General features: G+C 37.8%; 19 protein-coding genes. 7 read left to right on the forward strand and 12 right to left on the reverse strand.

The window, feature by feature from the left end; genetic code table 11:
• Positions 1 to 209 precede the first annotated feature (209 nt).
• The gene (locus H4J38_RS15085; RefSeq protein WP_182133006.1) at positions 210 to 1,010 is read left to right on the forward strand and encodes a hypothetical protein; all 801 of its coding nucleotides are present in this window, start codon (positions 210 to 212) and stop codon (positions 1,008 to 1,010) included.
• A gap of 205 nt (positions 1,011 to 1,215) precedes the next feature.
• On the opposite strand, the gene H4J38_RS15090 is transcribed toward H4J38_RS15085, so the two are convergent.
• The gene (locus H4J38_RS15090; protein ID WP_182133008.1) at positions 1,216 to 1,989 is read right to left on the reverse strand and encodes a sulfite exporter TauE/SafE family protein; all 774 of its coding nucleotides are present in this window, start codon (positions 1,987 to 1,989) and stop codon (positions 1,216 to 1,218) included.
• Between the two features lie 352 nt (positions 1,990 to 2,341).
• On the opposite strand from H4J38_RS15090, the gene H4J38_RS15095 reads away from it, so the two are divergent.
• Positions 2,342 to 3,172: an ABC transporter substrate-binding protein gene (locus tag H4J38_RS15095; protein ID WP_182133010.1), complete on the forward strand. Its 831-nt coding sequence runs from the start codon at positions 2,342 to 2,344 to the stop codon at positions 3,170 to 3,172.
• 468 nt (positions 3,173 to 3,640) lie between these two features.
• A complete protein-coding gene (hflX, locus tag H4J38_RS15100; RefSeq protein WP_182133012.1) occupies positions 3,641 to 5,029 on the forward strand; it encodes a GTPase HflX in 1,389 nt (462 codons plus the stop codon).
• A 192-nt stretch (positions 5,030 to 5,221) separates the two neighbouring features.
• Here the strand turns inward: hflX and H4J38_RS15105 are convergent, their stop codons facing one another.
• Positions 5,222 to 5,677, reverse strand: coding sequence for a DUF4442 domain-containing protein (locus H4J38_RS15105; RefSeq protein WP_182133014.1), 456 nt, complete (start codon positions 5,675 to 5,677; stop codon positions 5,222 to 5,224).
• Between the two features lie 213 nt (positions 5,678 to 5,890).
• Here H4J38_RS15105 and fur point away from each other — a divergent pair, with 213 nt between their 5' ends.
• Positions 5,891 to 6,334: a ferric iron uptake transcriptional regulator gene (gene fur, locus H4J38_RS15110; protein ID WP_182133016.1), complete on the forward strand. Its 444-nt coding sequence runs from the start codon at positions 5,891 to 5,893 to the stop codon at positions 6,332 to 6,334.
• 156 nt (positions 6,335 to 6,490) lie between these two features.
• Here fur and H4J38_RS15115 read toward each other — a convergent pair whose 3' ends face one another.
• The 7 genes from H4J38_RS15115 to H4J38_RS15145 form a co-directional block, all read right to left on the reverse strand.
• The gene (locus H4J38_RS15115; RefSeq protein WP_182133018.1) at positions 6,491 to 7,600 is read right to left on the reverse strand and encodes a HupE/UreJ family protein; all 1,110 of its coding nucleotides are present in this window, start codon (positions 7,598 to 7,600) and stop codon (positions 6,491 to 6,493) included.
• 47 nt (positions 7,601 to 7,647) lie between these two features.
• On the reverse strand, positions 7,648 to 8,778 hold the full coding sequence (locus H4J38_RS15120) for a lipopolysaccharide assembly protein LapB (protein ID WP_182133020.1): 1,131 nt from the start codon (positions 8,776 to 8,778) through the stop codon (positions 7,648 to 7,650).
• Between the two features lie 102 nt (positions 8,779 to 8,880).
• A complete protein-coding gene (locus tag H4J38_RS15125; RefSeq protein WP_404842625.1) occupies positions 8,881 to 9,426 on the reverse strand; it encodes an Ig-like domain-containing protein in 546 nt (181 codons plus the stop codon).
• Positions 9,427 to 9,434: 8 nt separating this feature from the next.
• Complete coding sequence (locus H4J38_RS15130) at positions 9,435 to 11,027, reverse strand: DUF4331 domain-containing protein (RefSeq protein WP_182133022.1); 1,593 nt, start codon at positions 11,025 to 11,027, stop codon at positions 9,435 to 9,437.
• Positions 11,028 to 11,524: 497 nt separating this feature from the next.
• Entirely contained in the window at positions 11,525 to 12,223 is a 699-nt protein-coding gene (locus H4J38_RS15135; RefSeq protein WP_182133024.1) for an anti-sigma factor domain-containing protein, read from the reverse strand.
• The gene (locus H4J38_RS15140; protein WP_182133026.1) at positions 12,220 to 12,750 is read right to left on the reverse strand and encodes a sigma-70 family RNA polymerase sigma factor; all 531 of its coding nucleotides are present in this window, start codon (positions 12,748 to 12,750) and stop codon (positions 12,220 to 12,222) included. Before H4J38_RS15140 ends, H4J38_RS15135 begins: the two co-directional genes overlap by 4 nt.
• Before the next feature lie 322 nt (positions 12,751 to 13,072).
• Entirely contained in the window at positions 13,073 to 13,417 is a 345-nt protein-coding gene (locus H4J38_RS15145) for a hypothetical protein (protein WP_182133027.1), read from the reverse strand.
• A 262-nt stretch (positions 13,418 to 13,679) separates the two neighbouring features.
• On the opposite strand from H4J38_RS15145, the gene H4J38_RS15150 reads away from it, so the two are divergent.
• From H4J38_RS15150 to H4J38_RS15160, 3 genes are all read left to right on the forward strand, one after another.
• Complete coding sequence (locus H4J38_RS15150; RefSeq protein WP_182133028.1) at positions 13,680 to 14,597, forward strand: PHB depolymerase family esterase; 918 nt, start codon at positions 13,680 to 13,682, stop codon at positions 14,595 to 14,597.
• Positions 14,598 to 14,813: 216 nt separating this feature from the next.
• A complete protein-coding gene (locus H4J38_RS15155; RefSeq protein ID WP_182133030.1) occupies positions 14,814 to 17,087 on the forward strand; it encodes a TonB-dependent receptor in 2,274 nt (757 codons plus the stop codon).
• Between the two features lie 142 nt (positions 17,088 to 17,229).
• Positions 17,230 to 17,898, forward strand: a complete 669-nt coding sequence (locus H4J38_RS15160; protein WP_182133032.1) for a response regulator transcription factor — start codon at positions 17,230 to 17,232, stop codon at positions 17,896 to 17,898.
• A gap of 259 nt (positions 17,899 to 18,157) precedes the next feature.
• Here H4J38_RS15160 and H4J38_RS17375 read toward each other — a convergent pair whose 3' ends face one another.
• From H4J38_RS17375 to H4J38_RS15175, 3 genes are all read right to left on the reverse strand, one after another.
• On the reverse strand, positions 18,158 to 19,441 hold the full coding sequence (locus tag H4J38_RS17375) for a diguanylate cyclase (RefSeq protein ID WP_182133034.1): 1,284 nt from the start codon (positions 19,439 to 19,441) through the stop codon (positions 18,158 to 18,160).
• 303 nt (positions 19,442 to 19,744) lie between these two features.
• A complete protein-coding gene (locus H4J38_RS15170; protein WP_182133036.1) occupies positions 19,745 to 20,413 on the reverse strand; it encodes an ABC transporter substrate-binding protein in 669 nt (222 codons plus the stop codon).
• Between the two features lie 338 nt (positions 20,414 to 20,751).
• Positions 20,752 to 24,240 (reverse strand): PAS domain-containing hybrid sensor histidine kinase/response regulator, encoded by a 3,489-nt coding sequence (locus H4J38_RS15175; RefSeq protein WP_182133038.1) that lies wholly within the window; start codon positions 24,238 to 24,240, stop codon positions 20,752 to 20,754.
• Between the last annotated feature and the right edge of the window lie 111 nt (positions 24,241 to 24,351).

Raw genomic sequence — 24,351 nt, forward strand, 5'->3', positions numbered from 1 at the left:
GTATTGGTATTGGTATTGGTATTAATTGTTAGACGTTAATAAGCATACCCGTCAAGTTATTTCACATATGGCTTATATCAAAATCCATAGCTTTGATGCTTTATCAGTGCTGTACCTTATATCAATATGGTTTAAAATATCCCTTGACCAATCAACCGCCTTAACCCACTCTTTGCATAATTATTTAACCCAGCATAGAGACTCAATTAGTGAGCCAAGAATTAATGTACGACAAAAATAGTTTTATAATTATTATCACACTCTTTATTTTGATGTTAATTATTAACCAAATAGCCTACAGCCTAGGGCGACGTAATAAAGATGTAGAAAACACTGAAATGAAAAGCCAATCAACGGCTATTCAAACTGGTATTATTGGTTTGTTGGCCCTATTACTAGGCTTTACCTTTAATATGTCACTTCACCGTTATGATGCTCGAAGCTTTGCAGTTATCGAAGAAGCAGGTGCTATTAACAGAGTAGCGATGCAAGCAAAGTTACTGCCTGTAGAAATACGCGAAGCTGTTTTTAATGAATTAGATACTTATTTAGCACTTCGTATTACCCTTAGCCAAGTTGACTTGTCAAACCCCAAACAGCGAAGTGTCATCAATAAAAAAGTGAGTGATTCACAAGCAAATCTTATCGAATTAGCACAAAAAGAATTGGTTAATCCAAAATCATTATTAATTGCCAATGGCTTTTATCAGGCTTTATCTTCAATGATCCAAATTGAAAATAAACGCACGGCTATGCTGAGGCTGCATGTACCAGAGCCCGTATTGTTTTTGTTATTTGGTGTGTTTGTTACCGTGGGTGGTATGTTGGGTTATAACAGTGGCTTAGGGAAAAAGCGCCCGGCCTTCCCAACCATTTTATTATTCACATTAATTGTATTGGTGGTCTTTATCATCATTGATTTAGACCGGCCTAAACGAGGCATAATTCAAGTAAACCAAGATAGTTTGCATGATGCCATAGTGACGCTTCAGGATTACAAAGCGGGGTAACAGAAGCACAATTAATCAACATATGTGTTTGTCAGATATTTATTAAGCGTTAAACAGTAAAAATCTACACTGGGTGCTTACTGTTTAACTTGTGATAAAGCTAGTGAGAAAACTAGTGCAAAAACTAATGTAAGCCATTAACTCTATGGCTTTGATGCGCAAAATACATTACTCATTAGCTGAAAACATTAACAATTTATATGTACTAGCCTGAATAAACATCAACAAAGAAATATAAGGTAATCACAATACTCGCTGCAATAACAAAGCCTCTAACATGCTTTTGGGGCAATTGTCGGGATACATTGGCTGCCATATACCCCCCGGCTAAAGTGCCAAATAATAAAATAGTCCCTTGGTACCAAACAATCATATCACTATAAATAAACAGTGCGATGGCAATCAAAGATACCGCAGATGAAACCAACAACTTTAAACCATTCATCGCATTAATATTGGTGTAGCCAGCTAAGGCTAAATAACTCAGCACTATAATACCTAACCCTGCGTTAAAAAAACCACCATAAATCGAAACACCCAAGAGAATAATTAACAGTAAAATTCCGCCGATAGTAGATGCGTGTTGGTTATTTGTGGCTGCTTTTTTAAGTGTTTTATTTATCTGAGCACCGAAGATAAACACTACCGTAGCAAATAATAATAACCAGGGAATAGCCGAGCGAAATACTACCTCAGAGGTTTGTAGCAATAACCAAGCCCCCGATATGCCCCCAAGCAAACTGATTAGTATGATTTTGGGCAGATCACTTTTATGTTCAGCTAGCTCTTTTCGAAAGGCATAAGTACCGCTTAAATAACCCGCGCATGACGCAAAAGTATTTGTCGCATTGGCCATAATAGGCGAAATGCCAACAAAGATTAGTGCAGGGAATGTAATAAAACTTCCTCCTCCGGCAATTGAGTTAAGCACACCGCCAAAAAAGCCGGCGAGAAACAAAAATATGAGTTCAAATAACATTGTTAATAATAAGCCCTTACACACGTAAATATCTTAAACGGTAGCACATTTATGCTAAGTCCAATATATAACAATAAAGCTATAAATTACTGGAAATCAAAAGAGATTATAAGTATTGCTAAGTGTAATCATACAGAGCCCTTATATTAGCTAAAGCGATAATCCCTAAATGAAAGCAATCGTATTATTTTTAGCTATAATCAAAATAAAATAGATCTAAGCACTTTTTATAACTTGATTAAGTTTTTTCTTGGTTTTTGGCGTAACATTCATTATTGTTCATTATTGTTCATTATGTAACCGTTTTAAGTGCTATTTATAATTTAAGGAAGAAATAAGTGCGTAAAATTTCATGAAATCAACATACCAGTTTTTATTATCTCGAATAATTCTGCTGCTCAGTCCGGCTATAGTGTTTAGTGCCTATAGTTTATCCGCTGAGAATAGTTTGCGGTTTGTGATTAATGCACCAGGATCGTCACCGTATATTTATTTCGATAATGAAGAATCTCGTTATCGGGGGGTTGTGGTAGATTTTTTTGAAAGTTTCGACAAGAGCAACGCGTTTAATGTGCAATATGTTGATTCCAGCAGAGCCCGTAATGAAAAACTGGTATTTACAAAAGTAGCTGACTTATTTTTTGGAAGCTCAGTTTGGGTGGATAATCCACAACGGTTTATATATTCTGACACTATAATGCCTCATGTAAGCTTCATATATGCTGCGCAAAAATTCGAAAATCCATTTTCACTAGAAACTCACAACCGAGCGCTAATCTGTACTCGACATGACTTTACTTATCCTTATTTGCAACCCTATTTTAACGAACATAAACTGGTGCGTGTTGATTCAAGTAGCCAAACAACAATGGCAAACATGTTGAGCAAAGGTCGATGTGATTTTGCTATTATGAGTAAAGAGAATGCTCGGGCAGTAATGTTTGATAAAGAGTTTTGTGCCAACGAATTTTACCAATCTCCAATGCCCGTTACTATTGATGAACTTTCATTTATTATGGGAAAAAATTTGACAGAGGCAAGAGATAAAATCAATCAGCAAATAGCAGTTTTCATTAGTTCTGGTGACAGAGATAAATCAATTCAAAAACATATCAGGCCACACACATTTCCCAAACGAGTATGTGAAAAAACTGCAGATACCGGCTTGCCAACTGAAGATTAACCAAAGCTCAAAACCCCAAGGTTCAAACTCGCAATATTTAATCGTTTTATATCGCGGATAAGCGAGCTAAACCCAAACTTTAAAATAAAGATACTGCCATTAAACGCTCAGCAATATAGCTTTTTATTGTCGTTTTAATCGCCTTATGATTATCGAATAACACATCATCAAAACATAATTTTAAAGCGATACTATTAAATGAAGTAACGCAGAAAAAATTATACTTATCCTTTGCCATAAGCTTTATTTATTTTATCAATTTTTAAGATTATTACAGCATTAACGACTTAAATAATGTTTGTCATGAGTTGCGTGCCCGCCCAATATATCTACGATTTGTCATTAACTAAAATAAACTCTGCATTTAGTCCGCGATTACCCTATAAAGCTTACCTATAACAGCGTAGGATGAACTTACTTTAGACAAAAATTTAGGTTTGCACTTCAAGTGCACTTATATAAAAAATTATGCAACTAACAGCAAAAGCATCACTTAATAACGCATTACTCATCTCAATTTGCACACCGCAGTTTAAAGGTGATGAAGCCACAGAGTCACTTGCAGAACTGGCACGTTTAGTAACAACTTTAGGTTTTAAAGTCGTTGGCACACAGTCGCAAAAATTGAGTTCAACTAATAAAGTTAACGTGCTTGGTTTAGGTAAGCTGGCTGAAATAGCGCACCTTACCGGTAATAAAGGTGAAGTTGAAGAAAGTGAAGAAGTAGATGACTTATCTAATGACTTACCTAAAGAAGTAGTCGATGAAACACTACTTACCGCTATACCTTCAGATATTCCGTCAGAAAACCTGCCGTTTGCCTGTGCAGATGTAGTGGTATTTGATTGCGATTTAAGCCCATCTCAACTACGTAATGTCGAGAATCAATTAGGCGTAGAGGTATTTGATCGTACGGGTATTATTATTGAAATATTTAGTCGCCATGCTCGTACCAAAACGGCGAAATTACAAGTTGAAATTGCTCGTCTTAATTATGTAGCACCGCGCCTTCGTGAAACATCGTCTGGCGATAGAGATCGTCAAATGGGTAAAGGTGCAGGCGAAACGAACCTAGAGCTAAACCGCCGAGCTGTTCGTGATCAACTTGCAGACCTTAAGCGCGAATTAGTCAGTGTTCAACATGAAATGAAAGGCCGACGCACTCAACGTTCAGAGCTTTTTTGTGTCGCTCTAGTCGGTTATACCAATGCAGGTAAGTCATCAATGATGCGAGCGATTACTGGCAGTGATGTAGAAGGTGAAAACAAACTATTCGCTACACTTGATACTACAGTTCGTGCGTTGTACCCAACGGTTCAACCTAGAATATTAGTGTCAGATACCGTAGGTTTTATCAAAAAATTACCGCACGACTTAGTTGCGTCATTCCATTCAACCCTAGCCGAAGCGCATGATGCTTCATTATTATTGTATGTGGTTGATGCTTCAGATCCTGGTTTTCGTTCGCAGCTTGATGTTGTGCATGAAGTACTTGAAGAAGTAGGTGTTGAAGATAGTAAGAAATTATTGGTACTGAATAAATCTGATCAACTAAGCGCTGAACAAAAACAAGCCTTAATGGCAGAATTTCCTGATGCCATGATGACATCTACTCGTAATCCCGCTGATATTAGTAAGTTACATCAATACATTGTTAATACGGCACAGGAAGAGATGATTGAAGATGAAATCATTATTCCCTACACCGCTAAAGGTATTATAGGTGAAATTAGATCAAGCATGAGTGTTACCAAAGAAGAATATGAATATAGCCATATTAAGCTCACCGTGCGCTCAAACGCGATTGATTTAGAAAGATTGAAAAAGCGCATGTTAAGCTTAGAAGCTGATAAGTAGTTTACAACGACTTTGATGTAATTAACTGCAGCATATATTTACCAGTAAAGGTTCGCGCTGTGTAAAGTGGATCACTAAGCCAGTGTGCCCCTATACCCTACTAATTAGCCTAGCCAAAATAAAACCTTGCTTTATTTTGGCTACTAATCATCTTATTTTAGATTGAACCTATTAAAAATTTAGCCGTAACTATTACGCTGTTTTTTTTCTGCGAATATATAATGTTCTATTCAGTTTAGCGACAACCTCGCCTTGAGCGTCTTTAACGTAAACTGGAATTTCAGGTAGGTATTTCTCACCTTGAGCTGTGTGCGACAAAATATCTTCAATAAACGCATCGGTAATTATAAATTCAGCAGTCACTGTGCCCTTACCAGGTTTAATGTAGTCAATATCGGCTGACTTATCCCAAACCACATAATCTTTACCCAATCGTGACATGACCAATAACATGCAAAATGGATCTGTCATCGCATATAATGAACCACCAAAATGTACACCAACAGCATTTTTATTAAATATACTCAATTTTAAACGCACTTTGGCTTTGCGAAAATCGTCTGCAACATCGACAACACGGATACCGGTAAATAGAAACGGTGGCCAAATATTTAATAATAATTTCATTTGCCAAGCTTTTTTAAACATATCATTTCCTTTTAAAACGACATAAAAATATGAGTACTTATTTAAACCGTATGGTTTATAACATCAAACTCATCAGACCAGTAAAGTATTATGACGTTTTAAGCCAGTAAAACCAACAAAAGAGATAATCATTTACAACTACCCCTTTCAACCAAGCGCATAACCCCCTATAATTTTCCATAAATTGAAAGCCCGATGTAGAGATTAAAATTAATGCCTGAACAAAATGAAGAACTGAAAAGAGCTGGACTAAAAATTACTCTACCACGCATTAAAATTTTGGGCATTTTACAAAATCCAAATAACCAACACATCAGTGCTGAAGACGTATACAAACTTTTGCTTGAGCATAATGAAGAAATTGGTTTAGCCACCGTATACCGGGTATTAAACCAATTTGATGATGCAGGTATTGTAACTCGTCATCATTTTGAAGGTGGTAAGTCAGTATTCGAGCTTAGCCATAAGAAGCATCATGATCATCTAGTTTGCCTAAACTGCGGTAAAGTTATTGAATTTGAAGACGATGTTATTGAACAACGCCAAGAAGATGTAGCGAAATTTCATAAAGTAAAACTGACCAATCACAGTTTATACTTGTACGGTGAATGTGAAGACGAAGTCGCTTGTGAAGAATACCGTAAAGCTCAGTTTTAAAGCGCTGACAAAATACAATATATAAAGCTCTAGTTATACAATTAACTAGGGCTTTTTATTCTTAGGAAGAATAACTTACCAATCAATCAGACTAATCTATTTACCCAGAGCTTAACCCTAAGTTGCGCTAAATAACCCAGACAACGGTCATCTGACTCACCAACGTTCGATACTCCATTGCACTGCCATAATGGCAATTAATAAAGAGCCCACGGGCATAATGCCTTTGCTGTAGAGTTTGGTGTTACGCAGTAAAATTAATAGCGGCAGTAAAATGGCGAGTATCGCTAACTGCCCTATTTCCACCCCAAGGTTAAAGGCTAAAATACTTAAGAGTTGTTGATCAGCCGGTAAACCTAGCTCACCTAATACGCCAGCAAACCCCATACCGTGTAACAAACCAAAGGCAAAGGTTAACCAAGCTAAACGCAAAACCACAGGCCAAATATTATTTAATGCAGCAAACAAAACAGACACTGCAATACCTAGTTCCACCCAGCGACTACTTGGCGTTAACCAACCTATAGCGGTTGCGGTTAACGTCAACGAATGAGCTAAAGTGAATGCGCTGATGATCCAAACCGTATTGGTTAATATGGTTTTAACACTAGTAATGGCTTGCCATTGATTGTTTTTACGCTGTAACACCGCCGGCAACAATAATGCTAGCAAGAACAGGATATGATCTATTCCTATCCAAATATGGATCACCCCTTGATAAACAAATTGCTTGAAGGTGGTCTGCCAACTACCTTCTTTTAGATCTAGGTCTATTTGACGAGTGTTATCGTCTAATACAAAACTGTGCATATTGCTGCCATCGCCAATATTTAGCACCATTTCATGGCTGCTATCTAAGGAAAATATTGCATTGTATTTTACATTTAATGACCCACTAATAGCACATTGCCCTGAAAAGTCAGTCACAGCGAACGCTTCGTTGGCATGGTCCTGTAAACGGTCTACAACTTCAAAGCGCAGGTTACATGATAGGTTGTCACGGCTCAGTAATAAGTTTTCTGCCAAGTAGCTAGCAATCTCAGCTTGGCGACTTTTTACTTCTCCCCAAGTTAACTCGCCGTTTGAATTTAAGTCTAAACCCACGGCTAACTCCAAATCAGTTAAGCTTAATTGCCATTCACCATTAATGCGACCCGTGTCGTCCATTTCGGCAATAATATAACTGGTGCTCAATTGATGAGCGACGACGGTATTAGCCAATAATAAAGACAGTACGACTAAGCCTATTTTTAACCACTGCTGCATATCTGATCTCACTACTCTAATTATTCAATTGATAAAGTGTTTATGGCTTATGCCTTTGTTATACCTTTAGGGGAAGTCTGTGCTGCCATTGCGCGTTCGAGTATACGTTTATCTGGACCTAGCTTAGCTTGTTGCCAATTAATTTTTGCCCAGTGCAGTGCCTTAATGGCATCAGGTGCAATATCTAAATAATAACGGGCAATGTCGGCGGCATGTGCGGTGTCATTGCGTTGTAAGCGAATTTCAATACGCTGTGTTAAACGCTGCTGCCATGCTTTACTTATTGCATTGTTGGCTGAATTGCTAACTAAGGTACTATCAGAATAGCTGACTAAATTGCTAGTTTGCTCTGCCAAAGCTAATCGTAATAATAATGCATCATCAAAGCTATCACTGGCCAATACAATCGGTCCTAACTTATCTAATACTATTTTACCTTGTTGCTGATCTAAATGAATATCGGCCCACAACGCCAAATAACTTACTGGCATCTGTTCCAAAGGATAACCTGACAAATGCTCGATAGCCTGTTCAGCCAATTGTTGGCGCTGCGCAAGATCAGCCAAAATTTGCTTCAGCCAGATATTTTGTTCACGCTCAATATCACCTGCAACGCTAACCACATGTTGCAACTGCTGGTAACTTTGCTCTACTTGCCCTTGTTCAGCATTAACTTCCAGTACGCAGGCTGTGCTGAGAAAAAGGCTACCCTGCCCCAATACTTGTAAACATGCGCGTTTGGCTGCGACTAAATCACCTTGTACCATGTGAATATTCGCTTTCATTAACCAAGCAGCAACATTAGCTGGTTGGTGCTTAAGTATTTGGCTGAGTAGTTGTTGTGCTTGCTCAAATTGATGATAATGTTGCAAAACGGTTGCAGAATAAAACTGTAGATCTAGATCATCAGGTTCTGCTGCTAGTAAGGGCTTGAGTAACGCGCTTGCTCGACCATAATAACGACTGGCTAAGCCCGGTTTACTGGCATCACTGATAAGTTGAGCGATAAAAATTTTCGGTTGTTTTGCGGGTTTAGGTACCGTCCAACTGGCAACGATACTTTGGTCTGATTTAGGGATATAACTTTCTGCATATGCGGGATTTACGATGGAAATAAAAACCAATAATAATGAGCAGTTGGTATAACGTTTCTCGTGACGCTTTATGAAATTTATCATCAAGCTTTTCATGAAATTTTTAACGAAATAAGACATGTAAATTATTATTGGCATATTATCATCCATAAAAGGGCGCCTTCCATGGCGCAGTCAAGCTCGATATTACTGTGGAAGTAAGTCGTCGTATGCTGTTGGGTCTTCAACATCTTGAATAAACGCACGACCATTTGTGGACAGTGGTTTATCAGTTGATTGCTGACTAAAGGCTGCTCGACTATAGCTGGCAAAAGACACTTCCAGCGCTTCAATAGTAATGTTAACCGTCCCCGTAACTGGACCATTTACGCCATCAGTCACCGAAAAAGTAAAGCTGTCACTACCGGTTACTTCGTCATTAGGCTGGTAGGTAAACCCACCTTTGCCAGCAACAGTAACTACACCTAACATTGCCTGTTGACTTAGGCTAAAGCTCAAACCATCGCCATCGGCGTCAGTTGCACTTAACATATCGGTGATTGGCGTTTCTGTTTGAGTAATCAAATCAACCGTTATAGTCGTTGGCGCCACGTTAGGTGCCTCGCTTCTCTCTTTATAACCATCATTACAGCCGGTAAGCACTAGTGTTGCACCCAAACTTAGGGTTAACAACTTAAGTGGACGACGTGCATTGGTTTTCAAAGCAGTATTTAGTTTACTAAAATTCATCATGGTGATCCTTATTCAGAACCTGGTAACGGCATGGCTAAGTAAGGAAAACTAGTTCCTATCATAGATGCATTACTAGGGGCTCCATCAGTAAAAGGTACATTACCAACACTAGCGTCTTCAGGCGCACATAAGCCTAAATCAGTATCCGTGCCGTTAACAGGGATCGGGTAACACAAGCGACCCATAACGACGCGAAGTGCGATATCTACCACATCATCACCAGGACGACGACCATTTGGAAAACCAGCTAAATCATCACCAGCGACACCAAACGAAGATTGCATATCAGCTGAAACCGCGGCAATACCCGTATTTAAGCGCAACATTTCAGAGGCAGTAACTGTCGACATTTGATTAACGCCTGGGAAACCAGTCAAAAATGCCGTAACTAAATCAACTCGTGGGAAGTTAGTCGGTGCTAAAGTTTCTATATTGGCATTAAGCGTCGTATTCACTGCATCTTTAAACAGAATATTTAACAGTTCAGGTAGTGTTGGATGCGTAACATAATCAGCGAACTGCCCATCATTACTTGGGTGTGACGTTGAAAACTTATCTTTATCCGCTAAACCTATTACTAGCTCGTTTACTAAAGGAGAACCTAGACGTGAAACCTGTGTCATTGCGCCACCGTTTACTTCAGTATTATCGAAACTAGCATTTGGATTTAAAATTCTAGCTTGCGGCAAACTTGCACTAGTCCAACTACCAATAACACCATTACCTTCACCTATTAAACAAGCGGTAGGTACTTCGATAGCAATACTGGTTACATTTTTATCAGCTAAATCATCATTCATTGCTGATTGTGTAATACCACCGGGGAAACCACCTGCATCGCCTGCGCCAGGAGCACTATCGCCTTCAACAGGAACAAAGTTAACTAAATCAAATACTTTACCTAAGTTAACAGTAAATGCGTCTTTACGCTGACCAACAAACACTTTTGCTGGTGCATCACAGCCAGGAATAGCCGCTGAGTAAATATGACTGTTCGCGTAAGCCGCGTACTGTGCCGCATTACTGAATGTTTTGTTACCGATATAATCTAACGGCTTAGAAAAACTTGCACCACCAGAGGTAGTATTCGTAACAGCAACACTGGTGCCGGTACTCATAGCGCCAGCAGTCATTTTAACCGTATAGCTTTCAGAAAAGTTAGCAGCCGCTTGATCCGCCATGCTAATACCACCAACATTTTTAAGTGGTACACCTACAGATTTCTGTGCGCCCTCTGGGCCTACCATCAAGGCGATGCCAGCATTATTGTTGCCTAACATTTGGCTGAAGTTGAAACTAAAGGTAATATCTTCAACTGCATCACCATCGCTATCGATATGAATATCATAAGATGCTGCAGGATCCATGGCAAAATAGTTTGGTCCACCATAAGCGTCTTGCAGAGGAATGTAGTTTGCAATGAGTGTGACGTAATCGCCACGACCTTCTTCATAACTATTGAATGCGTAAAAATCTGTGGAATCTACTGTTGGCATACGCGTAAGGTTTGGTGCTTCACGATGGCTTGATGCTGAAACAGCTTGAGACAAAGTGGCACTCATTATTACCGAAGCAATAAGCGTTATTTTAAATTTTTGCATGACGTTTCCTTTTAATTTTATACTGCTTAATGGTTACTTTCTTGAATACTCATATAGTTAAACGCTTGAAATTAAGTATTGGATGCAAAAAAAGTAAATTATTTTCTAATTAATTAATTCCACCTAACGACCTAACACATTAAGCCCCTGTTAATTAAAAGTTTTATATGTGATTTTTTTGATGATTTAATGAAAAAACTTTCATTTTTTCCATGTTTACCTGACCAGATAATTGAAATGCAATAACCTTGGGCACAGACTTACTGTTATGCCTGCTGGTTTAATTAGGTATTTTTTAATGTACACAATCACTCAACAACAGCTAATTTACAGCTTAGGTTATAAGTGCAATAAGCATTGTGTAATTTGGATTAGGGGTACTGAGATGAGGTTTATTTCTAGGTTATAAAAAAAGTAAAAAAAAGCGAAACTTTCGTTTCGCTTGTTTATTCGTTCGTTACTGTTGTGCTTTAAAGTTAAATACTAATTTAGTATTACTAAAGCGTAACTAATTTAGAAGTATACAATACTGTAGTTGGTGAGCCATTAGGCGAGCCACCAAGTGGTTCTAAGCTTACGGCTAAAGCGGCAATCTCAATTTGATCAAACAACTCTGGTTTGCTTAAAGTCAACTTGCCAGTTTTAGGCAGTAAACCTAACGATATTGGCGCTCTGCCATCTGCCGGCACTATCCATAACTCATAATCCGCATTGGCTTGCGCCACTAAACTTTTAGTTGCTTGTATATCAATAGTGTCTGTGCCAATTTCTAACGCCCATAATAATTCGGTTTGTTCGTTATTGACCAAAGCGAGTTGTTGAGCATCAGGTGCTGTTGTCGGTTCAACGTTCACTAACAACACAGCAAGTACCAGTGCAGCAGCCGACGCTAAACCAGCAATACCTTGCCAAACTTTAGGTTTAGCTTTCGTTATTGGCACTACGTTACTTTTTGCTGGCTCGTCAACAAAACCTAGCTGCTGTTCAATACGCTGCCATACCGATTCGTCAGGTGTTACTGGTGAAATTTTTTGTCCTAAAGCGTTTAAGTGCTGCTCCCAAGTAGTAGTTGCCTCACTGATCGGTGGATATTGCATCATCAATTTTTGAAAGCGCTGACGTGCAGGTCCGCGCAATGTGCCTAGCACGTATTCAGCTGCTAGGGCGTTTTTGAGGTTTTCCGATTGATAATTCATGACGTTAAACAACTTTGTAGGCTTGTAAGACCACGTCTTATCCAGCTTTTGATGGTACCCAATGGGTTATTTAGGTGCTTGACCACCTCTTGGTGAGAACAACCATTAAAGTAAGCTAAATATATTGCCTGGCGTTGTTGAAGGTCGAGCTGCTGCAAGCATTTATCTAATAACAGTTGCTCTGAATCACCTATTTGATCAGGGGCATCGAGATCAAAACTTTCTTTCTCGTCTAATTCATCTTCTTTTCTAATTTTGTTATATCGTAAAATATCCAGCGCTCGATAACGTACAATACTTATCATCCATGTCAGCACTGTCCCTTTACCTACGCGATACTCAGACGCGTTATGCCAAATGCGCACATAAGCCTCTTGCAGCGCTTCTTCAGCTAATTCTTTACGGGCTAACATTTTTAAACTCACCGCATAAAGCTGTTTACTGGTGTTTTGGTAAAGTTCTGAAAACGCCTTTTTATCACCTTGGGCTATAGCGCCAAGTAAGGCTAGGTGTTGTTCATGTTCCATTATTTATTGCTCTTTTTATGAAGAAATAATTTACTGAGTTCAAACGATAATATACTAAGTGCTTTGTATTTACCTAGTATTCAATACATCATTAACACAGAAATATCATGCTAATAAGTCTAACAGCACACACGCAACACCTAATTAATAAATAATTGAATACATTCAAATGGAGTGATGTTTTTTCTGTAACTGATGATATAAAGCTTTAGTGCTTACCCAAAGTAAATCTAGAAGAGAGTCATTGAAAATGATAAATTTATAGCAGATAAAATTGCTGTAATACCATAGGATTTTCACTGTGGCACTTACCCATAAAACGTCACAAACTCAACAGTTTAATTGTCACATACAGCAGTGTTAAACTAATAAAAACAAACACTATAACCACAAAAACAAAGATACTTTTTGCTAGTTTTTTTTTCATACGCCCAAACCAACCTTTTACTATTTTTTCAGTACTTGGGGTATTAACAAGCAAGCCTAATATCGCACTTAATAACAAACTCCATGCGGCTAATAATAAACTAGGCAAGGCATAGCTATTTTGCTCTTCAATTGAACTATTAAGAAATAAAACAACAATCGAAACAATGCAGGCAGCAAAAGTAAAATTTAATAACGGCTTAATGATAAATAAACGCTGCGCCAATTTTTTAAGTCTCATGCATTATGTCTCTTTAATGTTGGTAACAAACATGAATAGGATAGTAAGCTTGCCTTTACAGCTTAACGTTTGCCCAATAAATATCAAACAACTAGTTTTACCTTTTAAAATAATCATTTAACAATTGCTCTGGAACTAAAGTAGCATTCTATAAATTTGTTTTATACGCCATGCTGATAGACTGAAACTCCTTTTTATTGCCTTAACTTTTAGCTCAAAATTTTAGCTTCATATTTTAGCTTCATAACTACGGAAAATTATCATGTCTAGATATTTATCGATGTTTATTATTACTATCGCCCTTTTCAGTGCCAAAAGCTTTGCTAAACAATCGGCATTAATTGAGTTTGGTAATAACCCTGGCGAGCTAAGCGCCAGCTACTTTCAAGGGACTAAAAATAATAAAAACCTTATTATTTTACTGCATGGCTGTGTTCAACAAGGAGAAATTCTCGCCGAGCAAAGTGGTTTACTGGCGTTAGCAAACAAAAAGAAGTTTTCACTGCTTATTCCACAGCAAAGCCAAAACAATAACATTAAAGGTTGCTTCAATTGGTTTTCCACACAAGATATTGAAAAAAATCAAGGGGAGAGCTTGTCGATTAAAAACATGATAACCACGGTTAACGCCGAGCATAACTTTAGTAAGATTTATATTATAGGTTTATCTGCGGGTGGCGCTATGGCAAGCTCTATGGTGGTTAATTATCCTGAGCTATTTACCGCTGGCGCCATTATTGCTGGCATTCCCTATCCTTGCGCTGATAATTTAATTACCGCTATTGCCTGCATGCGCAGCGGTCCCTCGCAAGATGCTGAGCAATTAACCACATTAGTTAAGCAGATAAACAACACGCAACCTAATTGGCCGCCATTATCAATATTTACAGGCTCAAAAGACGCTGTGGTTAACCCTAAAAATTCACAACAACTTGCCATACATTGGGCACAATTAACGCAGTCATCAAATCAGCCAATTATTACAAAACATCAGGGCTATCAAGTTAGCCAATGGCAAGGACAAAACAAGCAAATAAATGTTGAGCTCGTTGAAATTGAAAATATGGGTCATGGCATTGCTGTAGCGCCACAAAAAAATGACGGCGGTAGCGCAGCCCCCTTTGTAATTAACACACCTATTAGTACGGTTTTGTACTTGCTCGAGGCTTGGGAAATATAAATTTACAGCTAATTTAGTAAAAAACACGATATAAAAATAAATAAAAACCAATATATAGTGTTTATATACAGCAACTTAACAATAAAAATAGACTACATACTACTATAGTACAAATTATCTTCTGGCAAATTTACTATAGAGTTTTATCCACACTAATAAAAAACAATAAAGTGCTCGAATCAGCGGTTTATTAGATTTAAAACACGGGGAAAAATTATGAAACGTTTTAACGGAAGGCTGAGTGTTCTAGCCATAACAATTTCAGCTGCACTGACTAGCCAAAACATTATGGCTGCCGAAACAGCTGAACAAATAAAGAATGATCCAACATTAGAGCGTATTGAAGTAACAGCGCGAAAAACTGCAGAAAGTTTGCAATCTGTACCTGTGGCTGTGACCTCTATTGGTGCCGAGCAATTAGCGCAAAACGGCATTAGTGTGATGTCAGAAGTTCAACAGTTTTCTCCAAATACTACTTTACAACCTAGTCGTGGCACAAACTCAACATTAACCGCTTTTATTCGTGGTGTGGGTCAAGATGATCCATTATGGGGTTATGAACCTGGTGTCGGCATTTATGTTGATGACGTTTATATTGCTCGCCCACAAGGCGCTGTATTAGATATTCTTGACGTTGAACGCATTGAAGTATTACGTGGTCCTCAAGGCAGTTTATATGGTAAAAATACCATTGGTGGCGCGATTAAATATGTCACTAAAAAAATGGCTGGTGATGTCGAGCTAGATCTTAAAGCGACCTTTGGCAATTATGGCCGCCAAGATTATAAAGTTGCAGGTAAAATTCCAGTCATAGACGACAAACTATATGTCGGCTTTGCATTAGCAAATTTAACCCGCGATGGTTACGGTGAATTTTTACAATCTGATTTACCAAATCAAGACTTAGAAAACTATAATAAAGATGTTTTTGCCGGTCGAATTACCGTCGAATTCCAACCGAATGACGATTTATTTTTCCGTTTTAACTATGACAAAACAACTGACGACTCCAATGCCAAAGGTGGCTATCGTTTACTACCAAGTATAGTCACTGATGCGCCAGTACCTGACAGCGTTTATGATTCGTACACCAGTATGCCTACATGGAATAGTGTTGAGTCTGAAGGTTTTAGCCTAACAGCTGAATACTATATCAATGAAACTTGGTCAGTTAAATCCGTTACGGCAAGTCGTGAGAATTACTCAAAAACAAATATTGATTTTGACAATACCGCAGAGCGTATTTTTGATGTACCAGCGATTTATGATGATGAACAATTCAGCCAAGAATTCCAACTTAACTATGACTCAGATAATTTAACTTTTGTCTCAGGCTTGTACTACTTTGATGGCGAATCTTGTGGTCACTTCGATGCTATATTAGAGAATTTCGGCAAATCTCTCACTTTACCTGGATTAACGCGAGAAGTATCGGGCTGTAACAACAGTGAAAGCTATGCTGTTTATGCACAAGGTTCGTATAACCTGACCGATAAATTATCCATGACCTTAGGTGCGCGTTATACCACAGAAGAAAAAACAGCTAACGTTAATAATGGCTTAGCATTTGAAACCGTTTACCCCGAAAGTGACTGGGTGCCCGGTTATGTAAGAGGTGATGTTACATTCCCTGAAGTACTCAATGATAAAGAAGATTGGTCACGCTTTACACCACGTGTCGGGGCAGAATATCAATACTCAAACGACATGATGTTCTTTGCTAGTTACTCACAAGGTTTTAAATCAGGTACATTTAACCCAAGAGCAAATGGTGCAGAACCCGCGGTAAATCCAGAAGTTGTTGATTCATTCGAGGTTGGTGTAAAAAGTGAGTGGAATAATAATTTAAGAGTTAATGCGACAGCTTTCTATCTTGATCATAAAGACAGACAATTTGTTACTGTATTACCCACAGAAGACAATAGTGCATTAAGCCAACGCTTAGGTAATATTGGTAAATCAACCGCATCGGGCTTAGAACTAGAAATTGAATTTGCCGCCACAGAGAACTTAAATGTCTTTGCAAGTTTAGGTTTAATTGACTCATCATTTTCAGAAGTAATATCATTTGATGCAGACCTTAACAAGATAGATATTAGCGATAACTTCACTATTACCAATACGCCTAAAACTACGGCTAATCTTGGCTTTGCTTATGATATTGAAACATCTGCAGGTGCTTTTGTCGTTAATGGTAACTACTATTATCGTAGTGACTACGACTTAAACGTTACCGACAACCTATTAACTCAAGATGGTTATGGGCTACTTAACTTTGGTGTTAATTGGTATAGCAATAACGGTGACTGGACTGCAGCACTTCATTGGAAAAACATTACCAATGAAGAATACTTAGTCGGTAACTATGCCTTCCTAGGCGCACAAAATGATGATGGCAGTTATGCCCCTGGTTTAGGTGGTGATACCACACTGATTGGCTATTACGGCGACCCTGAAACCATTTCATTAACCATAGGTTATAGTTTCTAAACGCTATTCAATATTTAAAATATAAAGAGCTGGTTTTTACCGGCTCTTTTTTTGATAATAAATATTGTATCATCATGAGTTATTATCATTCTCGCTTTGTAGTTTGAGAGTTTTTAGTTTTAATCATAAAAAGGCTGTTGTAATGAAACAAGCAAAAGTAATCATCGCCGACGATCACCCCTTATTTCGTACCGCATTAAAGCAAGCGATAGTAGAATGTATTGAAGATGATGAAACCCTAGAAGTAGACAATTTTCACGACTTACTTAAAGCCGTTAACGACAACGACAGTTTAGAAATTGTTTTTCTTGATTTACATATGCCGGGCAACGACGGTTTTACAGGTTTAACACAATTGCAAAATCATTTTCCCGATATTGTGGTGATCATGGTCTCATCAGACGACAACTCTGAAACCATGCAAAAAGCGATTAACTTTGGCGCTGCGGCCTTTATTCCTAAATCTGCTGATTTAGCCACTATAGCCAAAGCCATTGATACGGTTTTAGAAGGGGGTATTTGGCTACCAGAAAATATCGAGTTTAATACTGACCAACAAATTGATGTAGCTCACCAAAAACTCGCTAAACAACTAAGCCAACTGACACCGCAACAATACATAGTATTAACGCAAATTGCCGATGGTCAATTAAATAAGCAGATTGCATATTATCTCGACATAAAAGAAACCACGGTTAAAAAGCATGTTTCCGCTATATTATTAAAACTAGAAGTGAACAACCGAACATTAGCTGGGCTTGCTTATCAACAATTAATGCTTAGCCCTTCGCAGCACTTAAATGTATCTTAAAAACAAACGGTAATAGCCATAGTTTCAAAACCAAATGGCTTGATAAAATGTTCAACTTTGCCTATTAAGAGGATTGGAGATAAGCATAGATTAAAAAAGTTGATTTTACCGGCAACCACTGCTCGACTCCCTAATATTCAACTTTCGTTTGTCTGCTTCTAGCAATAAATAAAGCCGAATATAAACGTCTAAACTACCCTTGGGGAGTTTGCATCACGATTGACTGAAAATTTATTTTAAAAAACTTAGCAAACAAATACTAACCTTTAGATACAATACAGTTCCTGCCATTTTCTTTACCGATATAAAGTCTCTTATCAGCAATGAATATTAATTCTTCAGCGGTAACAGCTTCGTCAGATGCTACGGCAATGCCAATAGTAAGTGTTATTTTACGCGCTAAAGCAGGTTTATGTGAATCAGACAATACCGCTAATTTATCTCTAATCCTTTCGGCTAATTGTACGGCCAAATTTAGGTTGGTTTTGGGTAATATCAATGAAAACTCTTCACCACCATACCTGCAAGCCAAATCCATTTTTCTGATTGATGTTTCAATAACCATTGCCAAAAAAACCAGTATTCTATCGCCCTCTTGATGGCCAAAACTGTCATTAATCAGTTTGAAATTATCTATATCAATCATCAGAAAAGCGGTTTTGTCATTGCTTCGCTTTGCTATATCCAGTTCTCGAGATAAATTTGCATTTAAGAACCCTCTTGTATAAAGGCCTGTAAGAGGGTCTCTATAGCTTTCACGGCGAAGAATTTCATATTTTTGTCTGTAGGTGAGAAATGTAAAAATATCTTTTATATCAGTACCTTCATTTTCAACAATCAATCCTTTATCCTCATGATATTTAATATATAGCGTCAATATTAAAGAATAAACAAAAGCTAGAAGTAACTTACCTATTACTGATGATATGAGTAATCTTACATAATCAGATTGTTCTGAAATGATGCCTGAGCCAACAGTAAAAAAGAAAGTATCAAAAATTAATACCACAGCCATAGCACTGTAAATTTTAAAAAACACACTAGTAATATATTTTGAAAAAAACTCATATATGATAATGATTAACAATACATCTGCAGCTAATGTTAGTGTGCCCATAATCAACACCCTAGGCGTAAAGCTCAAAACTTGCTCTGGTATATATGATAATTGCGAGGCTGGTATACCTTCTAAATGAAGTCCAACCATAAAAAGAAATATTGTTAGGGTCACATTGGCGACAACCAACCCGTAGATAAGTTTTCGTGCTTCTCCTGCATCTTCTTTTATATAGATAAGTAGCACGGCAAATAAACTGGCATTAAAGAGCACCGCTGAACCTGGGCTAACGAAAACGTCTGGGAAAATTTCAAAATATAAAAAAGTTGCTAACACGGTTTGTAAATACTGGAATGTACCCAGCGTTATATAAAGTAATGCGATGCCAAATTTGTGCCTAATGCTAAAAAGATAAACAATAACCATTCCAACGAATAGCGCTTCCGTTAGCATGTACACAAGTTGCATGATATGGGAAATCCCCATAAAAAATTTTCCTTTCTCTGAAGCTAAACATTTAAAGTAGCTTAGATACTACTTATAATTACTTAAAAATATCGTTCAAAAATATTATAATGGTAGCTATACACTAAAAGTAAAAGACTGTTGTTTTTATTAATATCGTCTCAATTAAATAAGGATTAATGATTATAAAAATAGTTAATTTGATACTGGTAATATAGCTGAAAAAAGTGAGCTAAAACTTATTTAAATTTGTAAGAGCCAAAAAAGTACAGTGTTATTTTCATTAAAGGTATTAGTGAGTAAAATCAGGAGCCCTAAACCTGATTACAATTCCAAATAATTATCGTATATTTTCTGGAACTCACCACTGGTTTTCAATTTTTTGAGTCCCAGATTAAAGTCATCCCGTATTTTTTTATCTCTAAATACCGGCCGATAATTTTTTGGATCAGCCGTGGTAAACTTGTGTTCTTCAACGTCACTTGACTCTAACACATTCATTAATTTCATTTGTTTAACAAAATACCTAAAAATATAGCGATCGCTTAGCACTACATCATATCGGCCAAATTGCAATAATTTCACTTGTGTTAATTGGTCGCTAATACCATAAAACCTTTTTTCTTCATTGACTTTTTTTAACCATTTCGGGTAACGCTTTTCAGCACCTTGAAACGATACGACAGAAAGCGAATTCAAATCTTCAGGTGTTTTTATGGAAATAGCCCTGCTTTTCAGGGTAATAAAAACGTTGTCATAAATAACCGCAGGGTCCGCATAAAAACCTCCTGCGAGTGTCAGATCTTCGCCCATATCACCCATAGCTGCATCAACTAAACCTTGACTAAATACCAGTGGAATTCGACCCAAAGGAAAATATAAAGGGTTAAGTTTATGGCCTTTATAGGCCAATGCAGCAGAAATAATGTCTATTTCAATACCTTTATTATGCTTCTGAAAAATATACGGCGGAATGTCTTGACTAAATGCCATTAAAACGTCTTTAGCATTTGTTATATATGATATTGAACAGGCCAATAAGGTACTAAAAAATAGCAGGCTGGAATTGAGTGATACAAATTTCATTAGCAAATAATATAAAGTAAGACTAAAACCAGTATACCCAAATAAAAGCCCTTGTTAAGTGTTATTTTTTAGGCATTAATACCCAATAATACTTTTTTATTTGCACTTAAATTTAACGACAACACACATGCTTTATATTATTGAGTAATACGATACTAAGACACATTAATTCATCATAAAAACATGGTTTCTTTAAACTTTAAGACTTTCAATAAGCACAAAGTCAATTCTAGTAATATCGTAAATTATAAAAGCAATTGCCGCATTAAACGTTTGAGCGCTAACGACTTAATAGGTTTGCGCAAAAACAAGAACTCGGCATCATTGGTGTGTTGCCTAACACTTTCAGACGGGTCTGCAGAGCATATTATCGTTGGCAACTGCCATTGTTGTGCTTGCAGCATTGTTAAGACTAATTCAACTCCATTATTGCCATAATCAAGGTGATAATCGGCAATAATAATATCGGGTTTAATCTCGCCATTGGCAAGTTTTTGCTGACATGACGATTGATCATAAGCGGTTAACACACGACAACCCCAGTCAATAAGTTGTGAGGCCATCGCGGTTAGCATTAATTCGTCATTATCGATCAACAGCACTATTATGTTATTAAATGGCTTATCAGGAGAGACCTCAGCAATGGTGTCTAAGCTTTTGTTCAATTTATTACTTGTGTTGGTGTTTACTATTGCGGCTTCACTCGTGCTTACGCGAGGTATTTCAATACTGAAACACGTGCCTTGACCTACTTGAGATTTAACCGAAATTGATAAGCCCAGCAATTTAGCTATACGCTCTGATATTGCCAAGCCTAAACCTAGCCCCGGTATCTCACGGTTTTGCTCTAAGCGTTCAAACTCACGAAATATTGCTGTTTGCTGTGCTAACGCGATACCTGGGCCGTTATCCCAAACTTCAACGCGTATCATCGATTTTGTTCGACGTATGCCGAGTAAAATTCGATTGCTAATACCCGCTTTCTCGCCTTGTTTGTCATTACAATAATGTACGGCATTCGACAAAAAGTTTTGTATTATTCGCCTTAACATACGTTTATCAGAATGCACTACACACTGACTTAGTTGATAAGAAAACTTTATGTTGGCTTGCTCTGTTAAGGCCGCAAATTCATTTTTAAGTGGATTTAGCAAATCATCTAGCGCGAAATGGCTTTTTTCTATTTTTTCAGAGCTACTATCTAAGCGAGAAATTTCGACTAAATCAGACAGCAAGGCTTCTACTACATTCAATGAGTCATCAATGTGTTCAGCAAGCGCCGTTAACTCTTCTCCTTGTACTTTATTTTTTAACATAGAAGTAAATAAAGACAAGGCATTAAATGGCTGCATAAGGTCGTGACTTGCGGCGGCTAAAAATCGACTTTTACTGCTGTAAGCAGCTTCGGCTTCCGCTTTTGCTTTTTGTAATTCTTGAGTGCGACTTTCAACCCTTTTCTCAAGATTTTCGTTAGCTTTTTGTAACGCCTTCTCTGCTTCAATATGCGCCGTAATATCAGAAAAGGTACTAACAAAACCGCCAGCAGGCATCGACTGACCACGAATTTCTAAGACAATACCGTTGGGCATTTTTCGTTGAAAATGATGACTGTCACCTTTTTTCATATGAGCGATACGTTTTGCGATCATCTGATCATTATTAGCACCACCGGCAATAATACCTCTTGAGATATTAAAATTTAGCAAGGTTTGAATAGGTAAACCCGCTTGCACAAAGCCTTCAGGATAATCCAGCAATTGAATATAACGCTGATTCCACGCCACTAATCTCATGTCAGCATCTACAACACTGATACCTTGCTCGATATTTTCAACACCCGATTGTAATAACTCGCGGTTAAAACGAAACATTTCATTCGCTTCATCCACAATACTAACAACATCTTCAAGTGGCATTCTCTCAGAAGTTGAGGCCGCTTTCATTACCATACGCGTTGAGGCTGAGCCTAAAACACCAGAAAGTTGCAAACGGGTATATTCAATCAGGTTGACTGGTTCAACATCAAGGTGGTTTTGATTAGTTTGGTTAGATTTTGCAAGTTGTAAAAAAGCATCTGCAGCATTTTTATCAATAAAGCGCATTAATAAACTATATAGATCTTCTGTGCTTAAATTACGTTCAAATTTTCGCTGACTTTTACTGATAAAAATATCAGCTTGAAGTTTTTCACCCACACTGCGATGGGTCAGTAATGAAACAACAACAAAACAAACGATGTTGCTCACTAAACTATAGAACACGCCATGGCTGGTTAAATCTAAAAAGTCGACGCCAAACAAAGCGGTAGGCTTTAGCCAAGCAAGTCCAAAAATGCCATTTTGTACCCAAGAAAAACTGGGAGCAATAATCGGTAACAGTAAGGTAAAAAACCACATTACGCTGCCGACAATCAACCCCGTTAAAGCGCCTTTACCATTTGCTTTTCGCCAATACAATGCACCGATAATTGCGGGGGCAAATTGCGATAATAAAACGAATGAGAGCAAGCCAATACTGGCTAAATGGCTTTGCTGATTAATGCTACGTTCAAAGGCAAAAGCGAATAACAGTATCGCTGTAATCGCCAGCCGGCGTTGCTTTAACAACAAGCCAGAAAACTGCGGTGCACCTGCCTTGCTGAAATATTTAAACTTTAGTGTTAAAGGCGTTATCACCTCAGTAGAAATCATGGTACTTAGTACAATAGCTGAAACAATTACCATACTGGTTGCTGCCGCTAAACCGCCAATATAAACCACAACACCTAACCAAGCTTGTTGAAAAAACAATGGCAGCGTTAACACGTAAGTGTCGGCATCAACACTACCACCAGGAAAGGTAATTAAGCCTGCGATAGCAATAGGTAAAACAAAGATGTTAATTAAAATAAAATAAAGTGGAAACAACCAACGGGCAGTTTTTAACTCTTGCGGATGATGATTCTCTATCATCATCATATGAAATTGCTGCGGTAAAACAAAAATGGTAATCGCGCCCAATATAGCCTGTGCTAAAGCAAGGTAAATAGAATTATCGTCGGTAAATAACTCATGATTCTGCTGTTGTGCTGCTAAGTCAGCAAAACCATCAAAAACAAAAAATGTCGCGAAAATCCCCACTGCCGTTAACGCTAATAATTTAACTACTGAACTAAAGGCAATCGCCAATACTAAGCCTTGATTTTGTTTACTTGCGGCAATTTGCCGAGTACCAAAAAAAATACTAAAGACAATCAATACAACAGTAACTACAAATGCGGTACTAATGCCTGATTGAAAGGTGCCAGTGAGTAAATCAAAACTGGTGCTAATGGCACGTAATTGCAATGCAATGTAAGGAATGGTGCCAACCAAAGCAATTAACGTAACGGTAATGGCTATTTTAGGCGAACGGTCATAACGAAAGGCAATAAAATCAGCAATTGAGGTAAGGTTTTGTCGTTTGATGATTTTTAACATCTTCATCAGCATCGGCCAGGCAAGAACTAAGCAGAGTATTGTGCCAATATAAATGGGTGCGAGCCAAGCGCCAGTGGTAGCTGCTTGCCCTACTGTGCCGTAAAAAGCCCATGACGTGCAGCTCACGGCTAAAGATAAACTATAAACCCAAGGTTTGCAGCGCCATTGTTCAGGCGACTGATTTTGTCCTTTATAAGCAACTAAAAAGAGCAGGCAAAGGTAGCCAATAGAGAGTACGGTGATCAACCAAGTATCAATAGACAGCCAAGCTAACAAATTTATTCCTTTGTGTTAAAGATGCTATGCATAGCATAAAGCGATTTTTCAACTAGCATATCATCTGGGCCAGTCGATTATAGTGCACTAAGGTAGTACTTATTTCCCTAA

It is taken from the genome of Colwellia sp. BRX10-3 (assembly GCF_014077505.1).
GTDB lineage: Bacteria > Pseudomonadota > Gammaproteobacteria > Enterobacterales > Alteromonadaceae > Cognaticolwellia.

Bases quoted from the DNA above. Each gene is read 5' to 3' on its own strand.
- H4J38_RS15155 (WP_182133030.1), top strand. From the start codon at position 14,814: ATGAAACGTTTTAACGGAAGGCTGAGTGTTCTAGCCATAACAATTTCA.
- H4J38_RS15120 (WP_182133020.1), bottom strand. From the start codon at position 8,778: ATGATAAATTTCATAAAGCGTCACGAGAAACGTTATACCAACTGCTCA.
- H4J38_RS15125 (WP_404842625.1), bottom strand. From the start codon at position 9,426: ATGATGAATTTTAGTAAACTAAATACTGCTTTGAAAACCAATGCACGT.
- fur (WP_182133016.1), top strand. From the start codon at position 5,891: ATGCCTGAACAAAATGAAGAACTGAAAAGAGCTGGACTAAAAATTACT.
- H4J38_RS15145 (WP_182133027.1), bottom strand. From the start codon at position 13,417: ATGAGACTTAAAAAATTGGCGCAGCGTTTATTTATCATTAAGCCGTTA.
- H4J38_RS15095 (WP_182133010.1), top strand. From the start codon at position 2,342: ATGAAATCAACATACCAGTTTTTATTATCTCGAATAATTCTGCTGCTC.
- hflX (WP_182133012.1), top strand. From the start codon at position 3,641: ATGCAACTAACAGCAAAAGCATCACTTAATAACGCATTACTCATCTCA.
- H4J38_RS15090 (WP_182133008.1), bottom strand. From the start codon at position 1,989: ATGTTATTTGAACTCATATTTTTGTTTCTCGCCGGCTTTTTTGGCGGT.
- H4J38_RS15135 (WP_182133024.1), bottom strand. From the start codon at position 12,223: ATGAATTATCAATCGGAAAACCTCAAAAACGCCCTAGCAGCTGAATAC.
- H4J38_RS15105 (WP_182133014.1), bottom strand. From the start codon at position 5,677: ATGTTTAAAAAAGCTTGGCAAATGAAATTATTATTAAATATTTGGCCA.
- H4J38_RS15160 (WP_182133032.1), top strand. From the start codon at position 17,230: ATGAAACAAGCAAAAGTAATCATCGCCGACGATCACCCCTTATTTCGT.
- H4J38_RS15170 (WP_182133036.1), bottom strand. From the start codon at position 20,413: ATGGCATTTAGTCAAGACATTCCGCCGTATATTTTTCAGAAGCATAAT.
- H4J38_RS15130 (WP_182133022.1), bottom strand. From the start codon at position 11,027: ATGCAAAAATTTAAAATAACGCTTATTGCTTCGGTAATAATGAGTGCC.
- H4J38_RS17375 (WP_182133034.1), bottom strand. From the start codon at position 19,441: ATGGGGATTTCCCATATCATGCAACTTGTGTACATGCTAACGGAAGCG.
- H4J38_RS15150 (WP_182133028.1), top strand. From the start codon at position 13,680: ATGTCTAGATATTTATCGATGTTTATTATTACTATCGCCCTTTTCAGT.
- H4J38_RS15115 (WP_182133018.1), bottom strand. From the start codon at position 7,600: ATGCAGCAGTGGTTAAAAATAGGCTTAGTCGTACTGTCTTTATTATTG.
- H4J38_RS15140 (WP_182133026.1), bottom strand. From the start codon at position 12,750: ATGGAACATGAACAACACCTAGCCTTACTTGGCGCTATAGCCCAAGGT.